Here is a 21,329-nt window from a genome sequence, read left to right as displayed (position 1 = left end):
GCTGAACGGAGGGTCTTGAGTCATGCACAACCGGCGCCTTCCGCGCAGGGGGATCGCCCTGGCCGCCGCGGCCGCCGCCGTCGCCGCCCCGGCGGGGTGCGCGCTGGAGCCCGAGGCCGACACCATCGTCGGCGCGCGGTCGCTGACCATCGGCGTCAAGGCCGACCAGCCGCATCTGGGGCTGCGCCGCTCCGACGGCCGCTACGAGGGCTTCGACGTGGACGTGGCCGTCTACCTGGCCGGACGGCTCGGTGTGCCGCCGGAGCGGATCCGCTTTCGCACCACGCCGTCCTCGGTCCGCGAGCGGGCGTTGCAGGACGGCACCGTCGACATGATCGTCGCCTCGTACTCCATCACCGCGCCGCGCAAGACGAAGGTCACCTTCGCCGGGCCGTACTACGTGCCGCACCAGGACACCCTGGTGCGCGCCGACGACACCTCCATCCGCAGCGTGCGCGACCTGGAGGGCAAGCGGCTGTGCCAGGTGACGGGCTCCAATTCGTGGCGGCGCGTCACCGAGGAACGCGAGATCAAGGCCACGCTGGTGCGCGTCGACACCTACAGCGAGTGCATGGACCTGCTGGACCAGCGCCGGGTGGACGCCGTCTCCACCGACGATCTGATCCTGGCCGGGTTCGCCGCGGGCCGCAGCGGCAGGATCCTCAACGCCCCGTTCACGGACGAGAAGTACGGCATCGGCCTGCACAAGGGCGATCTGGCGGGGTGCGAGGCCCTCAACCGCGCCATCACCCGCATGTACCAGGACGGCACGGCCGCCCGCCTGCTCGACAAGTGGTTCGGCAAGTCGGGGCTGAAGCTCACCACCAGCATCCCCCAGTTCGAGGGCTGCTCCTGACCCGCGCGCGGGCGCGGGCCGGCTCCCCTCAGGAGGTGGCGGTGGACGGCAGGGCGCCGATCGCCTCCCGCAGCGTCTCGTAGGTCGGGACGAACCCGTCCACGCCGGTGATGCGGAATACGCGCCGGACCCGGGGCGGCAGCGCGGCCAGCGCGATCGGCACGCCGCGCTCGGTCGCCCGGCGACCCGCCGCCACGACCGCGTTGAGGCCGGTGGAGTCGCAGAAGGTGACCTGCCGCATGTCGACGATCATGGGGCGGCCCGTGTCGATGACCTCGAACATGGCGTGTTCGAAGCGGGGCCGGGAGACCAGGTCGATCTCTCCCTGCACCCGCACGAGGGTGCAGCGGTCGTGGTGCATGAGGTGCACGTCGAAGTCCATGGGCAACCTCTCGTTCACTGCCCGGAAGAGGTCCCGTCCCTCGCCTGTCGAATGCCTGTCGCCTCAGCATCGCGCAACCGGGGCCCCGAGCCAAGCGCCTGCGGGATCCCGGCGCCCCGGCGGGCCCCTGGTCCCCGGCGGGGCCGGGCTCCCCGCGCCGCCTGCGCAGGGCCGCCGGTGGACACGGGCCCGGGAAAGCTACCCATTGGGAACCTACCCTGCGGTAAGAAATGCGCTGCAGGTCGGCGCCGTCCCCTATATCAAAGACTGCGCCGCTCCGCGCGATATGGTGGGTCATATCATCGATCAGCGGCCTTGACCTGCGATGGGGCCATTCCTGGTGGTGCCGGAGGGGGAAACAGCGGTCCCTAAGCGGGGCCCCGGTTCGGCCGGCGGGTTACAGTAGCGGTGCCGAATTGGGGAGGCTGGGTGTTCTACACTTTCATGTCGCGCGTGGTCGCTCCGATCCTTCGCCTGCTCTTCCGGCCGCGGGTCGAGGGGCTGGAGAACGTCCCGCACTACGGTCCGCTGATCGTGGCCAGCAACCACCTGTCGTTCATCGACAGCTTCATCATCCCCCTGGTCATCCCCCGCCCGGTCACCTACATCGCCAAGGCCGACTACTTCACCGGCCGCGGCCTCAAGGGGCGGTTCGTCCGCTGGTTCCTCACCACGCTCGGGCACATCCCGGTCCGCCGCGGCGCGCAGCGGGCCGCGATGGGCGCGCTGGAGCAGGGCCTGCAGGTGCTGGAGAACAGCGGCGCGTTCGCGATCTACCCCGAGGGCACCCGGTCCCCCGACGGGCGGCTGTACCGGGGGCGCACCGGGGTCGGCTGGCTGGTGCTGGCCTCCGGCGCCCGCGTGCTGCCGGTCGGCGTGATCGGCACCGAGAAGATCCAGCCGCTCGGCGCGTCCATGCCGCGCGTCTTCGGGCCCCGCCCCACCGTGCGCATCGGCCAGCCCATGGACTTCTCCCAGTACCGCGACCTGCCGCCCGCCCGGGCGCGCCGCGTCATCACCGACGAGATCGTCGCGACGATCCAGAAGCTGTCCGGCCAGGAGTACACCGGCACCTACAACGAGCGCGCCGACAAGGGCTGAGCCGCCCCGCGGCCGCGTCCGCCCGGGGCCGCATGCGGCCCGACGGCGTGTCGTCCCGGGGGACTCGCCCCGAGTGCCCCTTAAGGTCGCCCCATGGCGCACAGGCTCCTTCCGCTGGCGGTGCTCACGGCGGCGGCGCTGTCGGCGACGCTGGCGTCCTGCGCGGACGACGGCGGCGGCGCCGAGCCCCTCCGCACGACCGACCGGGCCGTGCCCGTCGGCACCGGCTACACCTCCGACCAGCTCGAACAGGCCCTGCTGACCGAGGTGTCCGGCTACGAGCGGGCGGGCGAGCCCGACTCCGGCGAGTACGGCTCGCTCAAGGCCATCCAGAACTTCGACCAGCTCCAGGACCAGGTCACCCTCGACAAGCCGCGCTGCGCCAACGCGGCGGGCCGTCCGGCCGAGGTCGACAGCAGCACGCCCACCGCGATCGTCACGTTCGCGCGCGGCAACGGCCAGACGGCCACCGAGACGCTGATGGCGATGACCGCCGCCGCGGCCGAGCGGCAGGTCAAGACGCGGGTGCCGGCGGGCTGCCTGACGTTCCGCACCCGCGTGGGCTCGCAGTGGTCCGAGCACCGCGTGTTCGAGGCCCCGCCCGGCGACCTCGGCGCCGGCTCGCGCACCGTGGGCGTGACGACGACCAGCGGCGGCGCCCACACAAAGACCTGGTACGTGGTGTTGAGCGGCCGCCGCTTCCTGGCCACGATCAGCCTGTACGGGCCGAACGCCACCCGTGCCGAGGCCGAGCAGCTCGCCCGCGCGGCCTACGACCAGGCCCGCCGCATCCTCCCCTGACCGCCCGCCCTCCCGCACGCGCGACGGGCGCCCCGAACGCGGGGGCACTGAACGCGGGGGCATGGTCGCAATGGGGCGGTTGGAACGGATACCGTTCCCCTACGCGGCGCTGGCGCGCGGCGGCGCATGCCCGGACGGGCGGGCGCGCCGCCTCCGGAGCACGGGAAGCAGCAGGGGGAGCCCTTGATCGGCAAGGAGGGCCGGGTCACCGGCAAGATCGGCCCCGGTCTGGTCGGGGAGGTGATGATCCCCGTACGCGGCGGGGTCGAGGCCTTCTACGCCCATCCGGTCGATCCACGCGAGGAGATCCCGGTGGGGAGCATCGTGGTCGTCGTCGAGTACCACCCGCCCCGCACCGTCTACGTCGCTCCGGCCATGGCCTGACCGCCCCCGCCGGCCCGCGGTCCCGGTCCGACGCGGCCGTTCACGGTCTTTTTCCCTGGTAGCCAAAACCGTTTCGGGTTTTACTGCGTCTATTGGACGAGTCGAGTCGCATCGGGGGGTCCCGGACCGGTAGGAGGCCGCATGTCCCTAGCAATAACCGTCGCGGTGGTCGTCGCGCTGATCGTGCTGATCATCCTGTTCAAGATGGTCTGGCGGGTCGCCGAACCCAATGAGGCGTTGATCATCTCGGGGCTGGGCGCGCGGTCCAAGCCGATCGACGGCGTGGACAGCCTGGGCTTCAAAATCGTCACGGGCAAGGGCACCGCGGTGCTGCCCGGGTTCCAGGTGGCGCGGCGCCTGCGGCTGGACAGCCGGGCCGCCAACCTCGAGGTCAGCTGCGTCACCCAGCAGGGCATCCCGGTCCGGGTGCGCGGCGTCGTGATCTACAAGGTGGGCGACGACTTCGTGTCCATCGCCAACGCCGCCCGCCGCTTCCTGGAGCAGCAGGGCTCCATGGACGGCGCCATCCACGAGCTGTTCACCGGCCACCTGCGGTCGATCATCGGCGGGCTGACCGTCGAGGACCTGATCCTCAACCGGGAGCGGCTGACCAGCGAGACGCGCAGCTCGGCCGCCGACGAGATGAGCAAGCTCGGCCTGGTCGTCGACTCCCTGCAGATCCAGGAGATCGACGACGAGACCGGCTACATCATGAACCTCGGCCGCCCGCACGCCGCCCGGGTGTCGTCGGCCGCCCGCATCGCCGAGGCCGAGCGCGACCAGGAGGCCACCGAGCGCGAGCAGGAGGCCGAGCGGCAGAAGGCCGCGGTGATCCGGGACACCGAGATCAAGAAGGCCGAGTACGAGGGCCAGGTGCGGCAGGCCGAGCAGCAGGCCCGGCAGGAGGTCATCCTCAAGGAGACCCGCAACGCCGAGCTGGAGGCCGAGCGCACCGAGAAGCGGCTGGAGAGCGAGATCCGCAAGCCCGCCGACGCCCGCGCCTATGAGCGGATCAAGCTGGCCGAGGCCGAGCGCGAGGAGCGCATCCGCCGCGCCGAGGCGCAGGCCACGGAGATCCAGCTCAAGGCGCAGCGGGAGGCCGAGGCCACCCGCCTGCTGGGTGAGGCGCAGGCCGAGGCGACCCGGCAGAAGGGTCTGGCCGAGGCCGAGGCGATCAAGGCGCGGGCCGCGGCGCTGGCCGAGAACCAGGAGGCCGTCATCGCCCAGCAGCTCGCCGAGAACTGGCCGAAGATCGTCGAGGCGGGCGCCAAGGTGTTCGGCAACGTCGACAACATGGTGGTGCTGAACGGCGCCGAGGGCATGGAGGACATGCTGGCCAAGGCGCTCACCCTCGGCGGCACCGGGCTCGGCCTGGCCCGCCAGCTGCTGGCCGGGATGAACACCGCGTCCACCCCCAACGGCCGCACCCCGGCCGTCACCGACGCCGTCAAGGACGGCAAGGACGCCTGAGAGCACGACCCCCCCGAGAACACGGCCCGGTCCGCGGGCGCCCGCGAGTAGCGGCCGCCCGCGGCGGGCCTTTTCGGTCGGGCGGGCCGCGCGAGCACCGGTCACCGCGTACCGGCAGCCGGTAACGTCTGTGACATGACCGTGCCCCGCCTCGCCGTGACCGTCGACCTCGTCGTGCTCACCGTGCGCGGGCATCGGCTGTGCGCGCTGATGTGGCGGCGCGACCGCGACCCCTACAACGGCTGCTGGTCGCTGCCCGGCGGGTTCATCCAGCTCGACGAGGACCTGCCGGTGGCCGCGGCGCGGCTGATGGCCGAACGCGCCGGGCTGGCCGACGTGCGCATCCACCTGGAGCAGCTGGCCACCTACGGCTACCCCGACCGCGACCCGCGCCAGCGCGTGGTCAGCGTCGCCTACCTGGGCCTGGCGCCCGACCTGCCCGCCTCCAGCCGCGCCCAGGTGCTGTGGACGCCGGTGGACGACCTGATCAACCGCGACCACGCCGCCTTCGACCACCGCCGCATCCTGTGCGACGGCGTCGAGCGGGCCCGCGCCAAGCTGGAGTACACCTCGCTGGCCGCCGCGTTCTGCCCGCCCGAGTTCACCGTGGCCGAGCTGCGCCGGGTCTACGAGATCGTCTGGGGCTGCCCGCTGGACCCGCGCAACTTCCACCGCAAGGTCACCGGGGCCGACCGCTTCTTGATCCCGACCGGCCGCACCACCACCCGCGACGGCGGCCGCCCCGCCCAGCTCTACCGCCGGGGCGACGCCGAGCAGCTGCGCCCGCCCATGCTCCGCCCCCGCCCCGACCGCGCCGCCGCCCCCCAGCCGCTCACCCACACCTGACCCCGGCGGCCGGTCACGCAGGGCGACCGGCCCGGCCGCGGCCGTGCGGGCGGGAGCGCGGCGCGTGATCATCAACTGACCGGGCGCGACGCGCGCGGATTTTATTGAAACGGGTTTCGACGCCGGCGTCGCGGCAGGTGGCGGGCGTTGCTAGCTTGTCGCCATGGATGATCTGTCGCAGGAGCTGGGCCTGCTGGTCCGCGACATAGGCGAGGCCGGCGTCGCGGAGATGGCCTGCTCGCCCGCGCTGGTCGCGGCCGTCGACCAGCACGCCGCCGAGATCCGTGACATGCGGCTGGCGCCCGGCCGGTCGCAGACCGAGGCGCTGCTGGCCTACCTGCACGACTTCACCGAGGAGGTGTTCCGGCGCGGCTGGCGCCCGAACGGTACCCGGGACTGGGAGTTCATCAGAATCGTTACTATTTGCTGGATGCTGCGTCAGGTGTCCGGTTCATAGATTTCTCCTAGGTCCGTTTTCGCTCGGGTGGCCGGTTCGTCCCCGGACCCCACCACCCCGTCGCTCTGGAGGACAACGGTGTCCGAGGCATCGTCCAAGGCAGGCACGCCGCGCTTCCGCTCCGTCCTCGACCGGTTCGTGGCCTACAAGCCCGGTAAGAAGGTCGTGTCGCCGGACGGCCGGTCGTTCAAGCTGTCGTCCAACGAGTCCCCGTTCGGCCCGCTGCCGTCGGTGGTCGAGGCGATCTCACGGGCCGCCGGGCAGGTCAACCGCTACCCCGACAACGCCTGCGCCGAGCTGGTCGAGGCGATCAGCGCCCACCGGGGCGTGCCCGCCGACCACATCGCGGTGGGCTGCGGCTCGGTCGGGGTCACCCAGATGCTGCTGGAGGCGGTCGGCGAGCCGGGCGCCGAGGTGGTGTACGCCTGGCGCTCGTTCGAGGCCTACCCGCTGCTGGTGTCGCTGTCGGGCGCCACGTCCGTCCAGGTCCCGCTGCGCGACGAGACGCACGACCTGGCCGCCATGGCCGATGCCATCACCGACCGGACCCGCCTGGTGTTCGTCTGCAACCCCAACAACCCCACCGGCACCGCGGTGCGGCGCGCCGAGCTGGAGGCGTTCCTCGACCGGGTGCCCGCCGACTGCCTGGTCGTGCTGGACGAGGCGTACCGCGAGTACATCCGCGACGCGGACGTGCCCGACGGCCTCACCCTGTACGGCGACCGGCCCAACGTGGCCGTCCTGCGCACCTTCTCCAAGGCCTACGGGCTGGCCGGGCTGCGCATCGGCTACCTGGTGGCGCACCCGGTGGTGGCCGGGGCGATCCGCAAGACCTACCTGCCGTTCTGCGTCAGCAGCGTCGCGCAGGCGGCCGCCGTGGCCTCGCTGGGCGCCGCCGACGAGCTGCTGGAGCGCGTCGAGCAGACCGTCAAGGAGCGCGCCCGGGTCCGCGAGGCGCTGCTGGCCGACGGCTGGACGGTGCCGCCCACGGAGGCCAACTTCGTGTGGCTGCGGCTCGGCGAGCGCACCATGGAGTTCGCCGCGGCCTGCGAGGCCCAGGGCGTCAGCGTGCGGCCGTTCGCGGGCGAGGGCGTCCGCGTGTCGGTCGGCGCGCCCGAAGAGAACGACGCCTTCCTGGCCGTGGCCGCGGCCTTCCCGCACCGCTCCTGACGGCGGCCCGGCGGGTCAGGTGCCCGCCTTGGGCCCCAGCTTCTCGACGATCAGCCGGTAGAGCTGGCGCGGACGGCCGGGCTGCGGCGTGCGGTTGGGCGGCAGCGGCCAGGCCAGGCCCTCCTCGACCAGCGTGCGCAGCAGCCGCCGGGCGGTGCGCGGGGTGACGCCGAGCATCTTGCCGGCGTTCTCCGCGTCCACGATCAGCGGCTGGTCCTGGTCGCCGAGCTTGTCGGCCAGCCGCGCCAGGATCTCCAGCCCCTTGGGCTTGGCCTGCGGCTGGCTGCGCGGCGGCGTGCGCGGCGCGGGGACCAGCGCGCGGCCGTCCCGGTCGAGCGCGAACCCCTGCGCGCGCTGCGAGCTCTGCGACCGGGCCAGCGCGGCCCGCGCGTGCGACTCGGCCTCGTGCGCGGTGCGGCCCATGCCGATGCCGACCTCGACGGCCAGCCCCAGCTCCTCGCGCACCCGCTCGACGAACGGCGGGGTGCGGAACCCCTCGGTGCCCGCGGTGACCGACCCGCGCGTGGCGATGACCAGGTAGCTGTGGTCGTCCAGCGGCCACACCGAGGCGTTCATGCGGTGCGCCTCCTGCAGCAGCACCCGGTGCAGGGCCAGCTTCAGCTCGTCCCGCCAGTAGCGGGGGGTGACCCGGCGCGGCGTCTCGCGCAGCGTCGGCACATCTACCAGGACGACCACCAGCTGCGACTCCTCCAGCCGGTGGTGCGCGCCGAGCAGCGCCGCCGTCTGCAGCGAGCTGCGGATCGCGGCGCCGGTCGGGCGGACCCGGATGGTCGGCACCCCGGCCATCTCCATCCGCTCGGCGGTGGCGTGCACGCACGTCATCGCCACCGTGGTGGCCCCGCGCCGCCACAGCCGCTCGTGGAAGGCGGCCAGCGTGCCGGGCCCGGCCGCCTCCTCGCGCAGATGCACCTGGTCGGTGGCCAGGTTGATCTCCGCGTACGCCTCCTCGACCTCGGCCCGGCCCAGCACGTCGATGCTGACCCGGGCGGGGTCGTACCGTTCGTCCAGCGAGGCCCGCAGCAGCGCGCCCTGCAGGGCCGCGCCGTTCAGCGGGACGAAGGTCGCCGGCATGGTCAATACCCCGGCCTTGCGGGCGAAGTCGTACGGCACCGGGCTGGCGAACAGGCACACGTCCACCCCGGAACCGAGCCGGACGACCTTGTCGGCCGCCTCCTGCTCGTCCCGGTAGGCCGCAGCCACCAGCCTGCTCGGCACCGGCGTCGGTCCGTGCCCCATCAGCATGACCCGTTCGACAAGGTCATGCGGGCCTACGACGCCGATCGTGAGCTCCGGTGTCACCGATCCCGTCCGCGCGGCGGTCATCGGCGACCGCCCGCTGCCCGCTCGGCCCCTCGGCGGGGCCCCTGCCCCGGCCCTGCGTTCACGCACGCTCCGCCCAACGGTTGACTCATGGCTTGTCGCCCCTGCCTTCTGACCCAGCACCGCAGTTCCCGTGCGATTCGTTCCTCAGTGGGCAGATCGGGTCAGGGCGACGTTGTGTGACGCCCAGACGCGAAATCGAATCAAGAGTGCGGCGAAAAAGTAACCTACGCGACCCCTCAGTCAGTAATTTGTCACCATTCGGTCAGTCTTGATCCTGCATCTTCGGTCGTCCGAAGATGAAAGGCAAGACCCGAAAACGCGGCAACAGCACCGCAGTTGCGCTGATGTGCATTGGGAAGACCCTCTTAGCGTACGTTTGGTTTACCTGTGGGCTGAACTTCGTCCATTTCATGGTTTTCATCGCCAAAAATCAAGCGAAACGTCAGTTTGGACACCCGGAAGGCGCCGTTCCCGGGTCTGGCGGCGCCCCTCCGCCCGTTGGTCAGCCGTCCTGAGGCGGTTCGGGCGACGATCCGCTGACACTTCCCTTCTGTGTACCGCTACCCTTACCCTGCGTGAACGCGGTCGTGTCAGGTGGCTATGTCGGTGAATTTGTTACGGTCGTGACTGAGTTGCAGCGGATCAGTAAGGACGTCGCTCAGAGCGGGCGACGTTACTGGCGATCTTGACAACGCATGCGGCTCCGGAGCGTCCCGGAGAAGGCCGACGACAGGGAGGAAACCGGGTGAAAAGGCAAACCGCCCGCGCCGCGCTGAGGCGGGCGGGCGGCCGGCGGAACCCGGGGCCCGGGTCAGAGGGTCTCGCGGACGATCTCGGCGCCCAGCTGGGACAGGCGCTCGGCGGTGTGGGCGTGGCCGCGGTCGAGGTAGTAGGCGGAGGTGATGGTGGTCTCGCCCTCGGCGGCCAGCCCGGCCAGCACCAGGGCGCTGCCGCAGCGCAGGTCGTGCGCCTGCACCTCGGCGCCGCGCAGCGGACGCGGGCCGTTGACCTTGGCGCGGTTGCCGTTGACCTCGATGTCGGCGCCCATCTTGCGCAGCTCGCCGGCCAGCTTGAAGCGGCCGTCGAAGATCCGCTCGTAGATGTAGGACTGGCCGTCGGCCAGGCAGGACACCGCCATGATCGGCGACTGCAGGTCGGTGGCGAAGCCGGGGTACTCGTCGGTGATGACGTTGATGGGCCGCAGCGGGCGCTCGCGGCGCACCTGCAGCACCGCGCCCTGCTGGTGGAACTCCACGCCCATCTGCTCCAGCTTGTCGGCGGCCACGCCCAGGTGCTCCAGCGAGGCGCCCACCAGGTTCAGCTCGCCCCCGGTGATCGCGGCGGCCATGACGAACACGCCCGCGTCGATCCGGTCGGGCATGACGGTGTGCTCGACGGCGTTCAGCCCGTCCACGCCCTCCACGGTGATGAAGCCGGTGCCGCCGCCGCTGATGCGGGCGCCCATGGCCTGCAGCAGCGCGATGTGGTCGAGCACCTCCGGCTCCAGCGCGGCGTTCTTGATCAGCGTGGTGCCGCGGGCCAGCGCCGCAGCCATGATCAGGTTCTCCGTGCCGGTGTGCGACGGCGTGTCGCAGTACAGCGTGCCGCCGCGCATGTCGCCGGCCTTGATGTGGATGATCCCGTTGCCGCCGCCGTCCATCTGCTCGGTGACGGTGGCGCCGAGCCGCTTGAAGCCGTTGTAGTGGAAGTCCAGGTTGCGGCTGCCCAGGTTGCAGCCGCCCACGCCCTCGATCACCGCCTCGCCGAGCCGGTGCAGCAGCGCGGGGACGAACAGGAACGAACCACGGAAACGGGAGGCGATGTCGGCCGGCAGCACCGGGCTGTCCAACCGGGACGCGTCGATCACCAGGGTGCGCTCGGCCTCGTGCAGCTCGGCCTTGGCGCCCACGGCCCGGGCCAGTTCGACGGCGCGCCGCACGTCCTCGATGATCGGGACGTTGCGCAGGACCGTGCGGCCCGTGGCGGCCATCAGCGAGGCGCCGATCATCGGCAGGACGGCGTTCTTGGCGCCCTGGATGAAGACGGTGCCGTGCAGTCGCCGCCCGCCGCTGACGCGGTAGCGGACCTCGTGGCCCATGGTCATCCCGACTGACTCCTTTAGCTGCGAAAACGGTGTGTCGTGAGGCATGTGTGACCGGCCCGCCCGCCCCCCGCAGGTGGAGACGGGGGTGGTGCGCCGAAGGCGCCGGACGGTGTCCCTGTGCGTCGGCGCGCCCAAGTAAACCACCGTGACGCCCCTGAGACGTCCGGACCGGGGACCTCGTTCCGCCGGTCACTTCGTTAGATCGCACGTCGGCCCCCAGGGTTCGGATCGAGTGCTCCCAGGGTCTCCTGTTTCGCCGTAACGTGTCCCCCATGTCGGACTAAGGTGACGGTCTATGGATGAAACTTCCCCCGGCTGGGATGCGATCGACAGTGCACTCGCCCGAATCTACGGCGATACCGAGCCCTACCACTGGGGGGCGATCATCAAGTGGGCGCTCGGCGGACCCGACCCGCTCGACGGCATCAGCGCCTATCGGCGCGACGACCCGGTCCCGCATTGGCATTACGTTTCCTACGGGATGACCGAGCTTTACGAGAAGCAATCCGACAATCCCGACGAATCGGGCTGGGGCTTCGAGTTCACCTTCCGGCTGGCGCGTGACCCCGCCGAGCCCGCCGACGCCGAGCCGCCGGTCTGGCCGGCCAACTTCCTGCAGAACCTCGGCCGGTACGTGTTCCAATCGGGCAACTGGTTCGAGACCGGGCACCACATCGACCTCAACGGCCCGATCGCCGCCGACCGCGACGACACCGCGATCCGCGCCGCCGCGTTCGTCCGAGACCCGGAACTCGGCGCGATCTCCACACCGCACGGCCGCGTGGAATTCCTGCAGGTGGTCGGGCTCGCCTACGACGAATACGAGGCGGCCCGCAGCTGGAACACCGAATCGCTGCTGGAAGCGCTGAGCCCGCACCTGCCGCTGTTCGTCACCGACATCGAGCGGGCCTCGCTGATGGCGGTCCCGGACGTGGCCGAGGCCGTGCGGCAGGGCGCCGCGCGCGACGGTTCCAGCCAAGGCGCGGTGTTCGTGGACGTCGTGGGCTGGACCCGGGAGGCCGACGCGGTCACGATCCGCTTGGGCGCGCTGCCCGCCCCGTCCATCGCCGAGGCGCTGCGCCGCCGCCTGCCGTACGGCCGCGACCTGATCGTCCAGGGGACCGACGCGCGGCTGTGGTTCCGGCCCGGCGACGCCTACTCCGCCGTGGAGATCGACGACGAGGCGCTGGCGATCACCGTCCCCGAGGCCGAACTGGAGGCCGTGCTGGACGACCTGGCCGCCGCCCTGCCCGCCGAGGCGGGCCGCCGGACGGTGCCGTCCCTGCCCGGCCTGGTGATCGACGTCGAGCGGTCGGTCATCCGCGACTCGCGCTCGGGCGAGGCGACCGGCCGGGTCGTCGGCTGACGGCCGCTACCGTGCCGCCAAGACCTCGACGGGGTCGCCGACCGTCAGGGTGCCCAGGGTTCGCGGTACGCCGTTCTGGCCGAAGCGTATGCCGCGACCGATGGTCCGGTAGGACGCGAGGGTGCGCAGCGGCTCGCGTCCGCGTACGCCGGTGTCCTGGTCGGTGGTGGTGATCACGCAGCGGGCGCACGCCTTGACCAGCTCGATCACCGTCGGCCCCACCCGCAGCAGCCGCACCGAGTCCTCGGCGAACGCGCCCAGCCCCTCGATCACCAGATTGGGCCGGAACCGGTTCATCGGCAGCGGCTCGGCCAGCCGCGCGTTCAGGTCCGCCAGCGACTCGGCGGAGATCACCAGCAGCGGGTAGGCGTCGGCGAACGCCACCCGGCCGTCGCCCCGCGAGGTCGCCCGGTGGCCGGTGAAGCGCACCATGCGGCAGTCGGTGCCGAGCACCGCCGAGAACCAGGCGGCCGCCTCGTCGCCCTGGTCGATCCCCTCGCAGGCGGACCGGTGCACGTACACCTCGCGCACCGGCCCGTCGGCCACGGCCTTGTGGACGAGCGGCGCGACCCCGGCCGCGGGATCGGCGAACTCCACGGTCAGCACCACCCCGTCGTAGGACGGCCGCAGCAGGGCCATCCGGGGGAGGTCCCGCTGCGACAGGAAACGCCCCTCGGGGGTGACGAGCATGAACTCCCGGTCGTGCGGCAGCCCCGTGGGGGTCAGCTCGGCGGTGTGCAGGGACGTGCCACGGCCGCTCTTGAACGGGTAGACGTTCAGCTCGGTGAGCACTCCACGGGGGTGTTCCTCCCCCCGCGCGGGTAGCGTCACGGCGACTCCTAGGGATGCTGCGCGCGCCCCGGGCCGGTGCGCGGTGCGCGCTCGGTGCGGATCAGGTGAGGTCCGCCAGGCGGTCGAAGACGGGGCCGAGGCGCTCGACGAACCGCTCGGGGCGGCACACCTCGTCCAGCCGCGCCTCGTCCAGGGCCAGCCCCGCCCCATCGTTCCAGGCGGCGGCGTGCTTGCGCAGCGTCTCGCGGAACGGCACGCCCGTCTGCCAGGTCTCCATGGCGGCCTTCTGGACCAGCGGATAGGCCTCGTCGTCGCGCGACATGCCCATCTCCACCAGCTCCAGCAGCACCGTGGAGGTGTAGATCAGCCCGCCGGTCGACTCCAGGTTGGCCCGCATCCGGTCGGCGTCCACCACCAGCCCGGACATGAGCCGGTTGGTCAGGTGCAGCATGTAGTCCAGCGCGATGGACGCGTCCGGCAGCGCGATCCGCTCGGTGGAGGAGTGCGAGATGTCGCGCTCGTGCCACAGCGGGATGCCCTCCAGCACCGGCACGATCTGCGCCCGGACGACCCGCGCCAGCCCGGCCAGCCGCTCGGAGATGATCGGGTTCTTCTTGTGCGGCATGGCCGAGGAGCCCTTCTGCCCCTTGCCGAACGGCTCCCACAGCTCGCGCACCTCGGTGCGCTGCCCGTGCCGCACCTCCAGCGCGATCGCCTCGCACACCGTCGCCATGATCGCCAGCGCGGACGCCCACTCGGCGATGCCGTCGCGCAGCACCACCTGCGTGGACACGTCGGCGGGACGCAGCCCGAGCCGCTCGGCCACCTGCCGCTCGATCGCCGGGTCGATGTTGGAGTAGGTGCCGACCGCGCCGGAGATCGCCATCACGCCGACCGCCTCGCGGGCGCGGCGCAGCCGGTCCCGCGAGCGCGCCATGCCGAACGCGAAGTCGGCGACCCGGTGCCCCCACACGTCCGGCTCGGCGTGGATGCCGTGCGTGCGGCCCACGCGCAGCGTGGCGCGGTGCTCCAGGGCGTGGTCGCGCAGCGTGGCGATCAGCGTGTCGGCCTTGGCCAGCAGGATGTCGGTGGCCTCCACCAGCTGCAGGGCCAGCGCGGTGTCCAGCAGGTCCGAGGAGGTCATGCCGAAGTGGACGTACCGGGCCGCCTCGCGGGGCTCGGTGTTGTCCGCCCACGCCGACAGGAACGCGATCACGTCGTGCTGGGTGACCGCCTCGATCTCGTGCACCGCCTCCGGGGTGGGCGGCGGCGCGTTGCGCACCGGCTCGACCACCTCCGCCGGGATCGTGCCCGCCGCGGCGTGCGCCTCGACCACCAGGGTCTCGACCTTGCACCACAGCTCGTACTTGTGCGCGTCGCTCCAGACGCGCCCCATCTCCGGAAGGGTGTACCGTTCGATCACGCCACGATTCTCGCAGGTCGCGCGAGGTGCCCGGGCCCTGGGGCGCGGCCTCAGCCGGACTGGGCGGCGGCCTGCAGGGCGATGTCGGTGCGGTGGTGCGAGCCGCGCAGGCCGATCCGGCCGAGCGCCTCGTAGGCGCGCTCGCGCGCCCGCGTCAGGTCCGCGCCGGTGCCGACGACGTTCAGCACCCGGCCGCCCGCCGACACCAGCCCGCCGTCGGGCCCGACGGCCGTGCCGGCGTGCAGCACGTAGGCGTCCGGCACCTGGGCGGCCTCCTCCAGCCCCGTGATCGCGTCGCCCTTGGCCGGGGACGCCGGGTAGTTCTCGGCCGCCAGCACGACCGTCACGGCGGCGCCCGGACGCCACTCCAGGCGCGTGGCCGGGTCGAGCCCGCCGGTCGCGCACGCCTGCAGCAGGCCGCCCAGGGGGGTGGCCAGGCGGTCCAGCACGACCTGCGTCTCGGGGTCGCCGAACCGGGCGTTGAACTCCACGACCCGCACGCCCTTGGACGTCAGCGCCAGCCCCGCGTACAGCACGCCGACGTAGGGCGTCTCACGGCGGCGCAGCTCGGTCACGGTGGGGCGCACCACCGCGTCCATCACCTCGTCCACCAGGTCGGCGGGCGCCCACGGCAGCGGCGTGTACGCGCCCATGCCACCGGTGTTGGGGCCCTTGCCGCCGTCGTAGGCGCGCTTGAAGTCCTGCGCGGGCAGCAGCGGCACGGCGTTGCGGCCGTCGCACAGCGCGAACAGCGACACCTCCGGGCCGTCGAGGAACTCCTCGATGACGACCCGCCCGCACGCGGCGGCGTGCCGCAGCGCCTCGTCGCGGTCCTCGGTGACGACCACGCCCTTGCCGGCGGCCAGGCCGTCGTCCTTCACCACGTACGGCGGGCCGAACGCGTCGAGCGCCGCCTCGGCCTGCTGCGCCGACTCGCAGACGTGCGACGCGGCGGTCGGCACGCCCGCGGCGGCCATGACCTCCTTGGCGAACGCCTTGGACCCTTCGATGCGGGCGGCCGCGCGGTCCGGGCCGAAGCAGGGGATGCCCGCCTCGCGCAGCGCGTCGCCCACCCCGGCCATCAGGGGGGCCTCGGGGCCGACCACCACCAGCTCCGCCTGGAGCCGCCGGGCCAGTTCGACGACGGCGGCGGGGTCGGTGGCGTTCAGGGCGTGGTTGTCGCCGAGCGCGGCGGTGCCGGGGTTGCCGGGCGCGCAGTGCAGGGCGGTGACGGCGGGGTCAAGGCTGAGGGCGCGGGCGAGCGCGTGCTCACGGCCGCCGGATCCAAGGACGAGTACTCGCACGTCACGCGAGCTTAGCCGTCCGCCGGGGGGGCGACCGCGGGGCGATGCCGGTCGAACCGGTGCGGGTGAAGGCGCGCTAAGACGGGTTGAGACGAGTTAAGGCTCGGTGCGAAACCGTCAAGCGCAGTTCAACGGCTGTCCTTGTGCAGGGCATACGCACGAGGCCGCAGACGTTGCGATAATGGTGTGGGCGTCTTGGGGGGGCGTAATGCACATGCCCCGGCGCCCGGCGTGCCCTCCCGGGCGAGTGACCACGAACACGTCGCGCGGCGCCAACCGAGTCGTTGCCCGCATCGTCTTATATGTCGGCTGGTACGCTACCGAGGCTGTGATCTGACGGCCGTGAGTGAAGGGAGGTGGTCGTGATGAGCCCTGGCGATCCTTGCAGTACGCCGGAACTCCCTCACAGTCCGATGCCGACTGTTCGTCCGACCGCCTCTTCCTGGCGTCCGGCCTCCGGCTTCGCGCGCTCTTCCCGCTGACGCACGGGTGGGCGCGCGCTGCGCGCGTGTGGCCGGCGGGTAAGGAGCCACCTCATGGCCATGACAAGGGTCCGTCCTGGTCGCGCGACAATGTCCCTCTTCCGGACGCGGGGACGACCGCACGCGTCCGCCTCCACCGACAACGGCCCGCGCCGCGACACCGCGGTGATCGACTGGGCCGCCTACATCGACGGCAACCGGGTCTCCACCGACACCGTCGCCGACGCCGTCCGCCTCATCCGCGACGGCCGCCTGACCTCCGACGGCGACAGCGCCGGCTTCGTCTGGGTCGGGCTGCACGAGCCGTCCGCCGCCGAGCTGACCGACCTGGCCGACGTGTTCGGCCTGCACCCCCTGGCCGTCGAGGACGCCATCCACGCCCACCAGCGGCCCAAGCTGGAGCGCTATGACGACGTCCACTTCCTGGTGATGAAGACGGTCGGGTACGTGCGGCGCGAGCCCGGCGGCGCCGAGGTCGTGGAGACCGGCGAAATCATGATCTTCTGCGGCGCCGACTTCGTGGTCACCGTGCGGCACGGCGCCCACGGCGAGCTCGGCCCGGTGCGGCGCCGCCTGGAGAAGAACCCCGAGCGCCTGGCGCTCGGCCCGGCCGCCGTCGTGCACGCCATCGCCGACAGCGTCGTCGACGCGTACGTGTGCGTCGCCGACGCCGTCCAGGACGACATCGACGAGGTCGAGGAGGCGGTGTTCTCCCCCGACCGCAGCGACGAGTCCCGCCGCATCTACCGGCTCAAGCGCGAGGTCATCCAGCTCAAGCGGGCCGTCGGGCCGCTGGCCGGGCCGCTGCGCAACCTGTCCGGTCGGCGCTTCGTGCCCGCCGAGATCAAGGAGTACCTGCGCGACGTCGAGGACCACCTGACCCGCGTGCGCGAGCAGGTCGAGTCCTACGACGAGCTGCTCAACCCGATCCTGCAGGCGCACATGACGCAGGTGACCGTCGGCGACAACCAGGACATGCGGCGCATCTCCGCATGGGGAGCGCTGTTCATGGTGCCCACCGCGATCGCCGGTATCTACGGCATGAACTTCGAGTTCATGCCCGAGCTGAAGTGGAAGTACGGCTACCCGATGGTCCTCGGGATCATCGCGGTCACCTGTGTGTCGCTGTACCGGGGCTTCCGGCGCAACGGCTGGCTGTGATGGGCTTCGGCAGCGGCAGGCCGTGCTCGGCGAGGACGGTGCGCAGCCGGTCGGGGTAGTCGGTGACGATCGCGTCCACGCCGTAGCCGATGAACCGCGACATCTCCGCCGGCTCGTTCACCGTCCACACCACCACCGGAAGCGCCAGCGTCTGCGCCTCGTCCACCAGCACGGGCGTGGTCAGGTGGTGCTCGGGTGACAGCGCCGTCGCGCCGATCCGCAGGGCGCTGCCGGCGGGGTCGTCGGGCGCCATCCCGGCCAGCCACGGGGAGCCCGGCACGAGCGTGCGCCGCTCCACCAGCGCGACCCGTCCGGCGGCGGGGGCGTGCCGCCGCGCCGCCGTCAGCACCCGCCAGTCGAACGCCAGCAGGCGGCTGCGGCCCGTCAGCCCGTACTCCGCCAGGACCTCCGCGACGGCGGCCGTGAAGCGCTCCACGTCGGCGTCCGGCCAGCTCGGGTCCGTCTTCAGCTCGACGGCGAGAACGACGCCGTACGCGCCGCTCAGCAGCGCGCAGGCCTCGGCCAGCGTCGGCAGGGCGGTGCCCGGCGTCGGAAGCTGCGTCAGCACGAACGGGTCGTCGTCGTCCAGCGGTCGGCGCACCCCGGCCTCCAGCGTCTTGACCTGCGCCAGCGTCAGATCGCGGATGGCCCTGCCCACGTACGGGAACATCGGGTCGCCGGGATGCACCGGCGCGGTGTCCGCCAGTGTCACCGGGGACAGCACCTGGTCGTGGTTCAGCACCACCACGCCGTCGGCGGTGATGCCGACGTCGAGCTCGATGGCGTCGACGCCGATTTCCAGGGCGTGCGCGAAACCCGCCAGAGTGTTCTCCGGTCGAAGTCCCCGTGCTCCCCGATGGCCGTGGAGCTCGACGGCTCCCCCGGTGAAAATCACGCGTGGAACGCTACAGCCTGGTCGCTAACGCCCGGTGGCCGACCGGTGAGAAACCGTCGAACCGCTGGTAAGACGGCGTCCGGCCGACGTTTTCTGCGATCGCGGACGCGGCGCTCAGACCAGCGGACGCAGCGACAGCGTCTGCTCGCGGCCCGGTCCCACGCCGATCGCGGAGATCTGCGCGCCCGCCATCTCCTCGATGGCCCGCACGTACGCCTGGGCGTTCTTGGGCAGGTCGGCGAACGTCTCGGCGCCGCTGATGTCCTCCTGCCAGCCGTCCAGGTACTCCAGGATCGGCTTGGCGTGGTGGAACTCGGTCTGCGACGCCGGCATCTCGTCGTGCCGGACGCCGTCGATGTCATAGGCCACGCACACCGGCACCCGCTCCAGGCCCGACAGAACGTCCAGCTTGGTCAGGAAGTAGTCGGTGATGCCGTTGACCCGGGTGGCGTAGCGGGCGATCACCGCGTCGAACCAGCCGCAGCGGCGGTCGCGGCCGGTGGTCACCCCGTACTCGCCGCCGGTCTTGCGCAGGTACTCGCCCTGCTCGTCCAGCAGCTCGGTCGGGAACGGCCCCGAGCCGACCCGCGTGGTGTACGCCTTGAGGATGCCGATCACCTTGGTGATCCTCGTGGGGCCGAGCCCGGACCCGGCGCACGCGCCGCCCGCCGTGGGGGACGACGACGTCACGAACGGGTAGGTGCCGTGGTCGATGTCCAGCAGCGTGCCCTGGGCGCCCTCCAGCAGCACGACCTTGCCCTCGTCCAGCGCCTTGTTGAGCACCAGCGCGGTGTCGGTGACGTACGGGCGGATCCGCTCGCCGTACTCGACGTACTCCTGCACGATCGGCCCGGTCTCGATGCGGCGCCGGTTGTAGACCTTGGTGAGGACCTGGTTCTTCTCGCGCAGCGCCAGGTCGAGCTTCTGGGTGAGGATGTTGGGGTCGAACAGGTCCTGCACCCGGATGCCCATGCGGTTGATCTTGTCGGCGTAGGCCGGCCCGATGCCGCGGCCGGTGGTGCCGATGCGGGCCTTGCCCAGATACCGCTCGGTCACCTTGTCCAGCGCCCGGTGGTGGGGCATGATCAGGTGCGCGTTGGCGGAGATGAGCAGCCGCTCGCAGGAGACGCCGCGCTCCTTCAGGCCGTCGATCTCCGACAGCAGCACGGCCGGATCGATCACCACCCCGTTGCCGATCACCGGGACCACGTCCGGGGACAGCACCCCCGATGGCAGCAGGTGCAGCGCGTAGCTCTCGTCGCCGATGACCACGGTGTGTCCGGCGTTGTTGCCACCCTGGTAGCGGACGACGTAGTCGACGTCACCGCCGAGCAGGTCGGTGGCCTTGCCCTTGCCCTCGTCTCCCCACTGGGCTCCGACAAGAACGATGGCCGGCATGCCGATCTTTCCTTCCCACGACGAAGGCCCCTGGTCGCAAGCGCGAAGGGGCCTCTTGCGATCGCATCGTACCCGCCGCCGGTGACAGAGGAAAACGCACCTCACAGCCGGGAGCGGCCGCATTTGCCGGATGCGGCCCCCGGGGCGGATGAGGTGGCGGACGGGGTCAGGAAGCCAGTGCCTTGGCGGCCGTCTCGCTGCTGTCGCGCAGGAAGGTCCGGCACCGCTCGGCCTCGTCCTCCTCGCCGATGGCCGCGGCGGCCCGGCCGAGGGCGTGCAGGGCCCGCAGGAACCCGCGGTTGCCCTCGTGCTCCCACGGGATGGGCCCGTGGCCCTTCCAGCCGGCCCGGCGCAGCTGGTCGAGGCCGCGGTGGTAGCCGGTGCGGGCGAACGCGTAGGAGTCGATGACGCCGCCCCGCGCGAAGGCGCGGTCGGCGAGCTCGGCCCACACGGCGGGGTAGTCCGGGTGACGGGCGGCGACCTCGAACGGGTCGACGCCGCTCTCCAGCGCCTCGCGGGCAGCGGGGTTGTCCGGAAGGTGGGTGGGGGGCGGGTCGCCGAGCAGGTTCTGGGTCATGCGGCTCATCGTAAGTGTTAGCAGGTCGCCCATATCAACTCGGCCTCCGGGGCGGCCCGGAGGCCGCCCCGGAGGGGCTCACTCGTCGAAGTAGTGGCCCTCGTCGAGATCGGCGATGAGCCCGGGACGCTCGGGCCGCCAGTCCATCAGCTTCCGGGTCCGCTCGCTGGAGGCCCGGATGTCCCGGGAGAAGAACAGGCCGAGGATGCCGAAGTGCTCGTCGGCCGCCTCGAGGGGCACGGAGGTCACCGGCACGTTCAGGCCCCGTCCGATCGCCTCGGCGATCTCCCGGACCGGCACGCCCTCCTCGGCGACCGCGTGCAGCCGCGTCCCGGCGGGCGCCGCCTCCACGGCCAGCCGGAACAGGCGCGCGGCGTCGAGCCGGTGCACGGCGGCCCAGTGGTTGGACCCGTCGCCCGGGTAACCCGAGACGCCCCGCTTCCGCGCGATGCGGATGAGCTGGGGGACGAAGCCGTGGTCGCCCCTGCCGTGCACCGTCGGGAGCCGGACCGCCGAGGCGCGCACGCCGCGCTCGGCGAACGGCAGCGCGGTCTGCTCCGAGAGCCGGGGCAGATCGCGGCTCAAAACGGTGTCCTCCGTCAGGACGCCGGCCTCCGAGCCGCCCACGGTCCCCGAGCTGACGACGAGCGGCCGGCCGGATCCCGCGAGCGCCTCGCCCATCGCCTCGATGGCGAGCCGGTCCTTGTCGGCGGCCGCCGCGTAGACGGCGAACTGGTCCGTCCCGCCGGCCGCGTCGTCGACGAAGTCGTGGACGAAGGCGGTGTGGATGACACCGTCGCAGGCGGCCGCGCCGGCGCGCAGGCCGTCGAGGTCGTCGAGGTCGCCGCGGTGCACCTCGGCCCCCGCGGCCTCGACCGCCGCGGCGGACCTGTCCGAACGGGCGAGACCGAGCACCTGGTGCCCCGCGTCCAGCAGTTCCCTGACGACGGCGCTGCCGATGAAACCGGACGCGCCCGTGACGAAGACACGCATGATCGAACTCCAGTGGCACAGGA

The 21,329-nt window shown here is 72.1% G+C and carries 20 protein-coding genes; 10 read left to right on the top strand and 10 right to left on the bottom strand.

Translation table 11 applies throughout. The features are described 5' to 3' along the window. Positions 1-22 precede the first annotated feature (22 nt). Entirely contained in the window at positions 23-856 is an 834-nt protein-coding gene (locus QSK22_RS21065) for a glutamate ABC transporter substrate-binding protein (protein WP_285495984.1), read from the top strand. Positions 857-884: 28 nt separating this feature from the next. On the opposite strand, the gene QSK22_RS21060 is transcribed toward QSK22_RS21065, so the two are convergent. Further along, a complete protein-coding gene (locus tag QSK22_RS21060; RefSeq protein ID WP_285495983.1) occupies positions 885-1,238 on the bottom strand; it encodes an STAS domain-containing protein in 354 nt (117 codons plus the stop codon). A 429-nt stretch (positions 1,239-1,667) separates the two neighbouring features. Here QSK22_RS21060 and QSK22_RS21055 point away from each other — a divergent pair, with 429 nt between their 5' ends. The 7 genes from QSK22_RS21055 (at position 1,668) to hisC (ending at position 7,467) form a co-directional block, all read left to right on the top strand. After that, positions 1,668-2,339 (top strand): lysophospholipid acyltransferase family protein, encoded by a 672-nt coding sequence (locus tag QSK22_RS21055; RefSeq protein WP_285495982.1) that lies wholly within the window; start codon positions 1,668-1,670, stop codon positions 2,337-2,339. Positions 2,340-2,432: 93 nt separating this feature from the next. Then, positions 2,433-3,140: a hypothetical protein gene (locus QSK22_RS21050; RefSeq protein WP_285495981.1), complete on the top strand. Its 708-nt coding sequence runs from the start codon at positions 2,433-2,435 to the stop codon at positions 3,138-3,140. 183 nt (positions 3,141-3,323) lie between these two features. Further along, positions 3,324-3,524, top strand: coding sequence for an NfeD C-terminal domain-containing protein (locus QSK22_RS21045; RefSeq protein ID WP_285495980.1), 201 nt, complete (start codon positions 3,324-3,326; stop codon positions 3,522-3,524). Between the two features lie 141 nt (positions 3,525-3,665). Continuing rightward, the gene (locus QSK22_RS21040; RefSeq protein WP_285495979.1) at positions 3,666-4,994 is read left to right on the top strand and encodes an SPFH domain-containing protein; all 1,329 of its coding nucleotides are present in this window, start codon (positions 3,666-3,668) and stop codon (positions 4,992-4,994) included. A 135-nt stretch (positions 4,995-5,129) separates the two neighbouring features. Next, positions 5,130-5,840, top strand: a complete 711-nt coding sequence (locus QSK22_RS21035; protein WP_285495978.1) for an NUDIX hydrolase — start codon at positions 5,130-5,132, stop codon at positions 5,838-5,840. Positions 5,841-6,003: 163 nt separating this feature from the next. After that, the gene (locus tag QSK22_RS21030; RefSeq protein ID WP_285495977.1) at positions 6,004-6,297 is read left to right on the top strand and encodes a DUF6401 family natural product biosynthesis protein; all 294 of its coding nucleotides are present in this window, start codon (positions 6,004-6,006) and stop codon (positions 6,295-6,297) included. A gap of 78 nt (positions 6,298-6,375) precedes the next feature. Then, on the top strand, positions 6,376-7,467 hold the full coding sequence (gene hisC / locus QSK22_RS21025; RefSeq protein ID WP_285495976.1) for a histidinol-phosphate transaminase: 1,092 nt from the start codon (positions 6,376-6,378) through the stop codon (positions 7,465-7,467). A gap of 15 nt (positions 7,468-7,482) precedes the next feature. On the opposite strand, the gene QSK22_RS21020 is transcribed toward hisC, so the two are convergent. Next, a complete protein-coding gene (locus QSK22_RS21020; protein ID WP_502872348.1) occupies positions 7,483-8,730 on the bottom strand; it encodes a transcriptional regulator in 1,248 nt (415 codons plus the stop codon). Between the two features lie 892 nt (positions 8,731-9,622). Then, positions 9,623-10,909 (bottom strand): UDP-N-acetylglucosamine 1-carboxyvinyltransferase, encoded by a 1,287-nt coding sequence (murA, locus tag QSK22_RS21015; protein WP_285496103.1) that lies wholly within the window; start codon positions 10,907-10,909, stop codon positions 9,623-9,625. A gap of 301 nt (positions 10,910-11,210) precedes the next feature. On the opposite strand from murA, the gene QSK22_RS21010 reads away from it, so the two are divergent. After that, complete coding sequence (locus tag QSK22_RS21010; RefSeq protein WP_285495973.1) at positions 11,211-12,281, top strand: suppressor of fused domain protein; 1,071 nt, start codon at positions 11,211-11,213, stop codon at positions 12,279-12,281. A 6-nt stretch (positions 12,282-12,287) separates the two neighbouring features. Here QSK22_RS21010 and QSK22_RS21005 read toward each other — a convergent pair whose 3' ends face one another. The 3 genes from QSK22_RS21005 to purD all read right to left on the bottom strand — a co-directional run bounded on the left by QSK22_RS21005 (position 12,288) and on the right by purD (position 15,800). Continuing rightward, on the bottom strand, positions 12,288-13,112 hold the full coding sequence (locus QSK22_RS21005; protein ID WP_285495972.1) for an MOSC domain-containing protein: 825 nt from the start codon (positions 13,110-13,112) through the stop codon (positions 12,288-12,290). Positions 13,113-13,173: 61 nt separating this feature from the next. Then, a complete protein-coding gene (purB, locus tag QSK22_RS21000; protein WP_285495971.1) occupies positions 13,174-14,496 on the bottom strand; it encodes an adenylosuccinate lyase in 1,323 nt (440 codons plus the stop codon). 50 nt (positions 14,497-14,546) lie between these two features. Then, positions 14,547-15,800 (bottom strand): phosphoribosylamine--glycine ligase, encoded by a 1,254-nt coding sequence (gene purD / locus QSK22_RS20995; RefSeq protein WP_285495970.1) that lies wholly within the window; start codon positions 15,798-15,800, stop codon positions 14,547-14,549. Positions 15,801-16,372: 572 nt separating this feature from the next. On the opposite strand from purD, the gene corA reads away from it, so the two are divergent. Continuing rightward, complete coding sequence (gene corA, locus QSK22_RS20990) at positions 16,373-17,443, top strand: magnesium/cobalt transporter CorA (protein WP_285495969.1); 1,071 nt, start codon at positions 16,373-16,375, stop codon at positions 17,441-17,443. On the opposite strand, the gene QSK22_RS20985 is transcribed toward corA, so the two are convergent. From QSK22_RS20985 to QSK22_RS20970, 4 genes are all read right to left on the bottom strand, one after another. After that, positions 17,394-18,338 carry a glycerophosphodiester phosphodiesterase family protein gene (locus QSK22_RS20985; protein ID WP_285495968.1) on the bottom strand — a complete coding sequence of 315 codons (945 nt, stop codon included), beginning with the start codon at positions 18,336-18,338 and terminating at the stop codon, positions 17,394-17,396. The genes corA and QSK22_RS20985 overlap by 50 nt on opposite strands. 114 nt (positions 18,339-18,452) lie before the next feature. Further along, positions 18,453-19,736, bottom strand: a complete 1,284-nt coding sequence (locus tag QSK22_RS20980) for an adenylosuccinate synthase (protein ID WP_285495967.1) — start codon at positions 19,734-19,736, stop codon at positions 18,453-18,455. 166 nt (positions 19,737-19,902) lie between these two features. Further along, positions 19,903-20,322 carry a DUF3151 domain-containing protein gene (locus tag QSK22_RS20975; protein WP_285495965.1) on the bottom strand — a complete coding sequence of 140 codons (420 nt, stop codon included), beginning with the start codon at positions 20,320-20,322 and terminating at the stop codon, positions 19,903-19,905. Between the two features lie 69 nt (positions 20,323-20,391). Then, on the bottom strand, positions 20,392-21,306 hold the full coding sequence (locus QSK22_RS20970) for an SDR family oxidoreductase (RefSeq protein ID WP_285495963.1): 915 nt from the start codon (positions 21,304-21,306) through the stop codon (positions 20,392-20,394). Positions 21,307-21,329 lie beyond the last annotated feature (23 nt).

This window comes from Actinomadura sp. NBRC 104425, assembly GCF_030269545.1.
In the GTDB taxonomy this organism is placed as follows: Bacteria; Actinomycetota; Actinomycetes; order Streptosporangiales; family Streptosporangiaceae; genus Spirillospora; species Spirillospora keratinilytica.
Note: the sequence above shows the minus strand (reverse complement) of the source record. Positions and strands in the feature narration are given on the sequence as shown.

Coding starts and splice junctions, on each gene's coding strand:
- QSK22_RS21030 (WP_285495977.1), top strand. CDS start 6,004: ATGGATGATCTGTCGCAGGAGCTGGGCCTGCTGGTCCGCGACATAGGC.
- QSK22_RS20975 (WP_285495965.1), bottom strand. CDS start 20,322: ATGAGCCGCATGACCCAGAACCTGCTCGGCGACCCGCCCCCCACCCAC.
- QSK22_RS21020 (WP_502872348.1), bottom strand. CDS start 8,730: ATGCTGATGGGGCACGGACCGACGCCGGTGCCGAGCAGGCTGGTGGCT.
- QSK22_RS21065 (WP_285495984.1), top strand. CDS start 23: ATGCACAACCGGCGCCTTCCGCGCAGGGGGATCGCCCTGGCCGCCGCG.
- QSK22_RS21050 (WP_285495981.1), top strand. CDS start 2,433: ATGGCGCACAGGCTCCTTCCGCTGGCGGTGCTCACGGCGGCGGCGCTG.
- QSK22_RS21040 (WP_285495979.1), top strand. CDS start 3,666: ATGTCCCTAGCAATAACCGTCGCGGTGGTCGTCGCGCTGATCGTGCTG.
- QSK22_RS20970 (WP_285495963.1), bottom strand. CDS start 21,306: ATGCGTGTCTTCGTCACGGGCGCGTCCGGTTTCATCGGCAGCGCCGTC.
- QSK22_RS21010 (WP_285495973.1), top strand. CDS start 11,211: ATGGATGAAACTTCCCCCGGCTGGGATGCGATCGACAGTGCACTCGCC.
- QSK22_RS21035 (WP_285495978.1), top strand. CDS start 5,130: ATGACCGTGCCCCGCCTCGCCGTGACCGTCGACCTCGTCGTGCTCACC.
- corA (WP_285495969.1), top strand. CDS start 16,373: ATGTCCCTCTTCCGGACGCGGGGACGACCGCACGCGTCCGCCTCCACC.
- QSK22_RS21060 (WP_285495983.1), bottom strand. CDS start 1,238: ATGGACTTCGACGTGCACCTCATGCACCACGACCGCTGCACCCTCGTG.
- QSK22_RS20980 (WP_285495967.1), bottom strand. CDS start 19,736: ATGCCGGCCATCGTTCTTGTCGGAGCCCAGTGGGGAGACGAGGGCAAG.
- murA (WP_285496103.1), bottom strand. CDS start 10,909: ATGGGCCACGAGGTCCGCTACCGCGTCAGCGGCGGGCGGCGACTGCAC.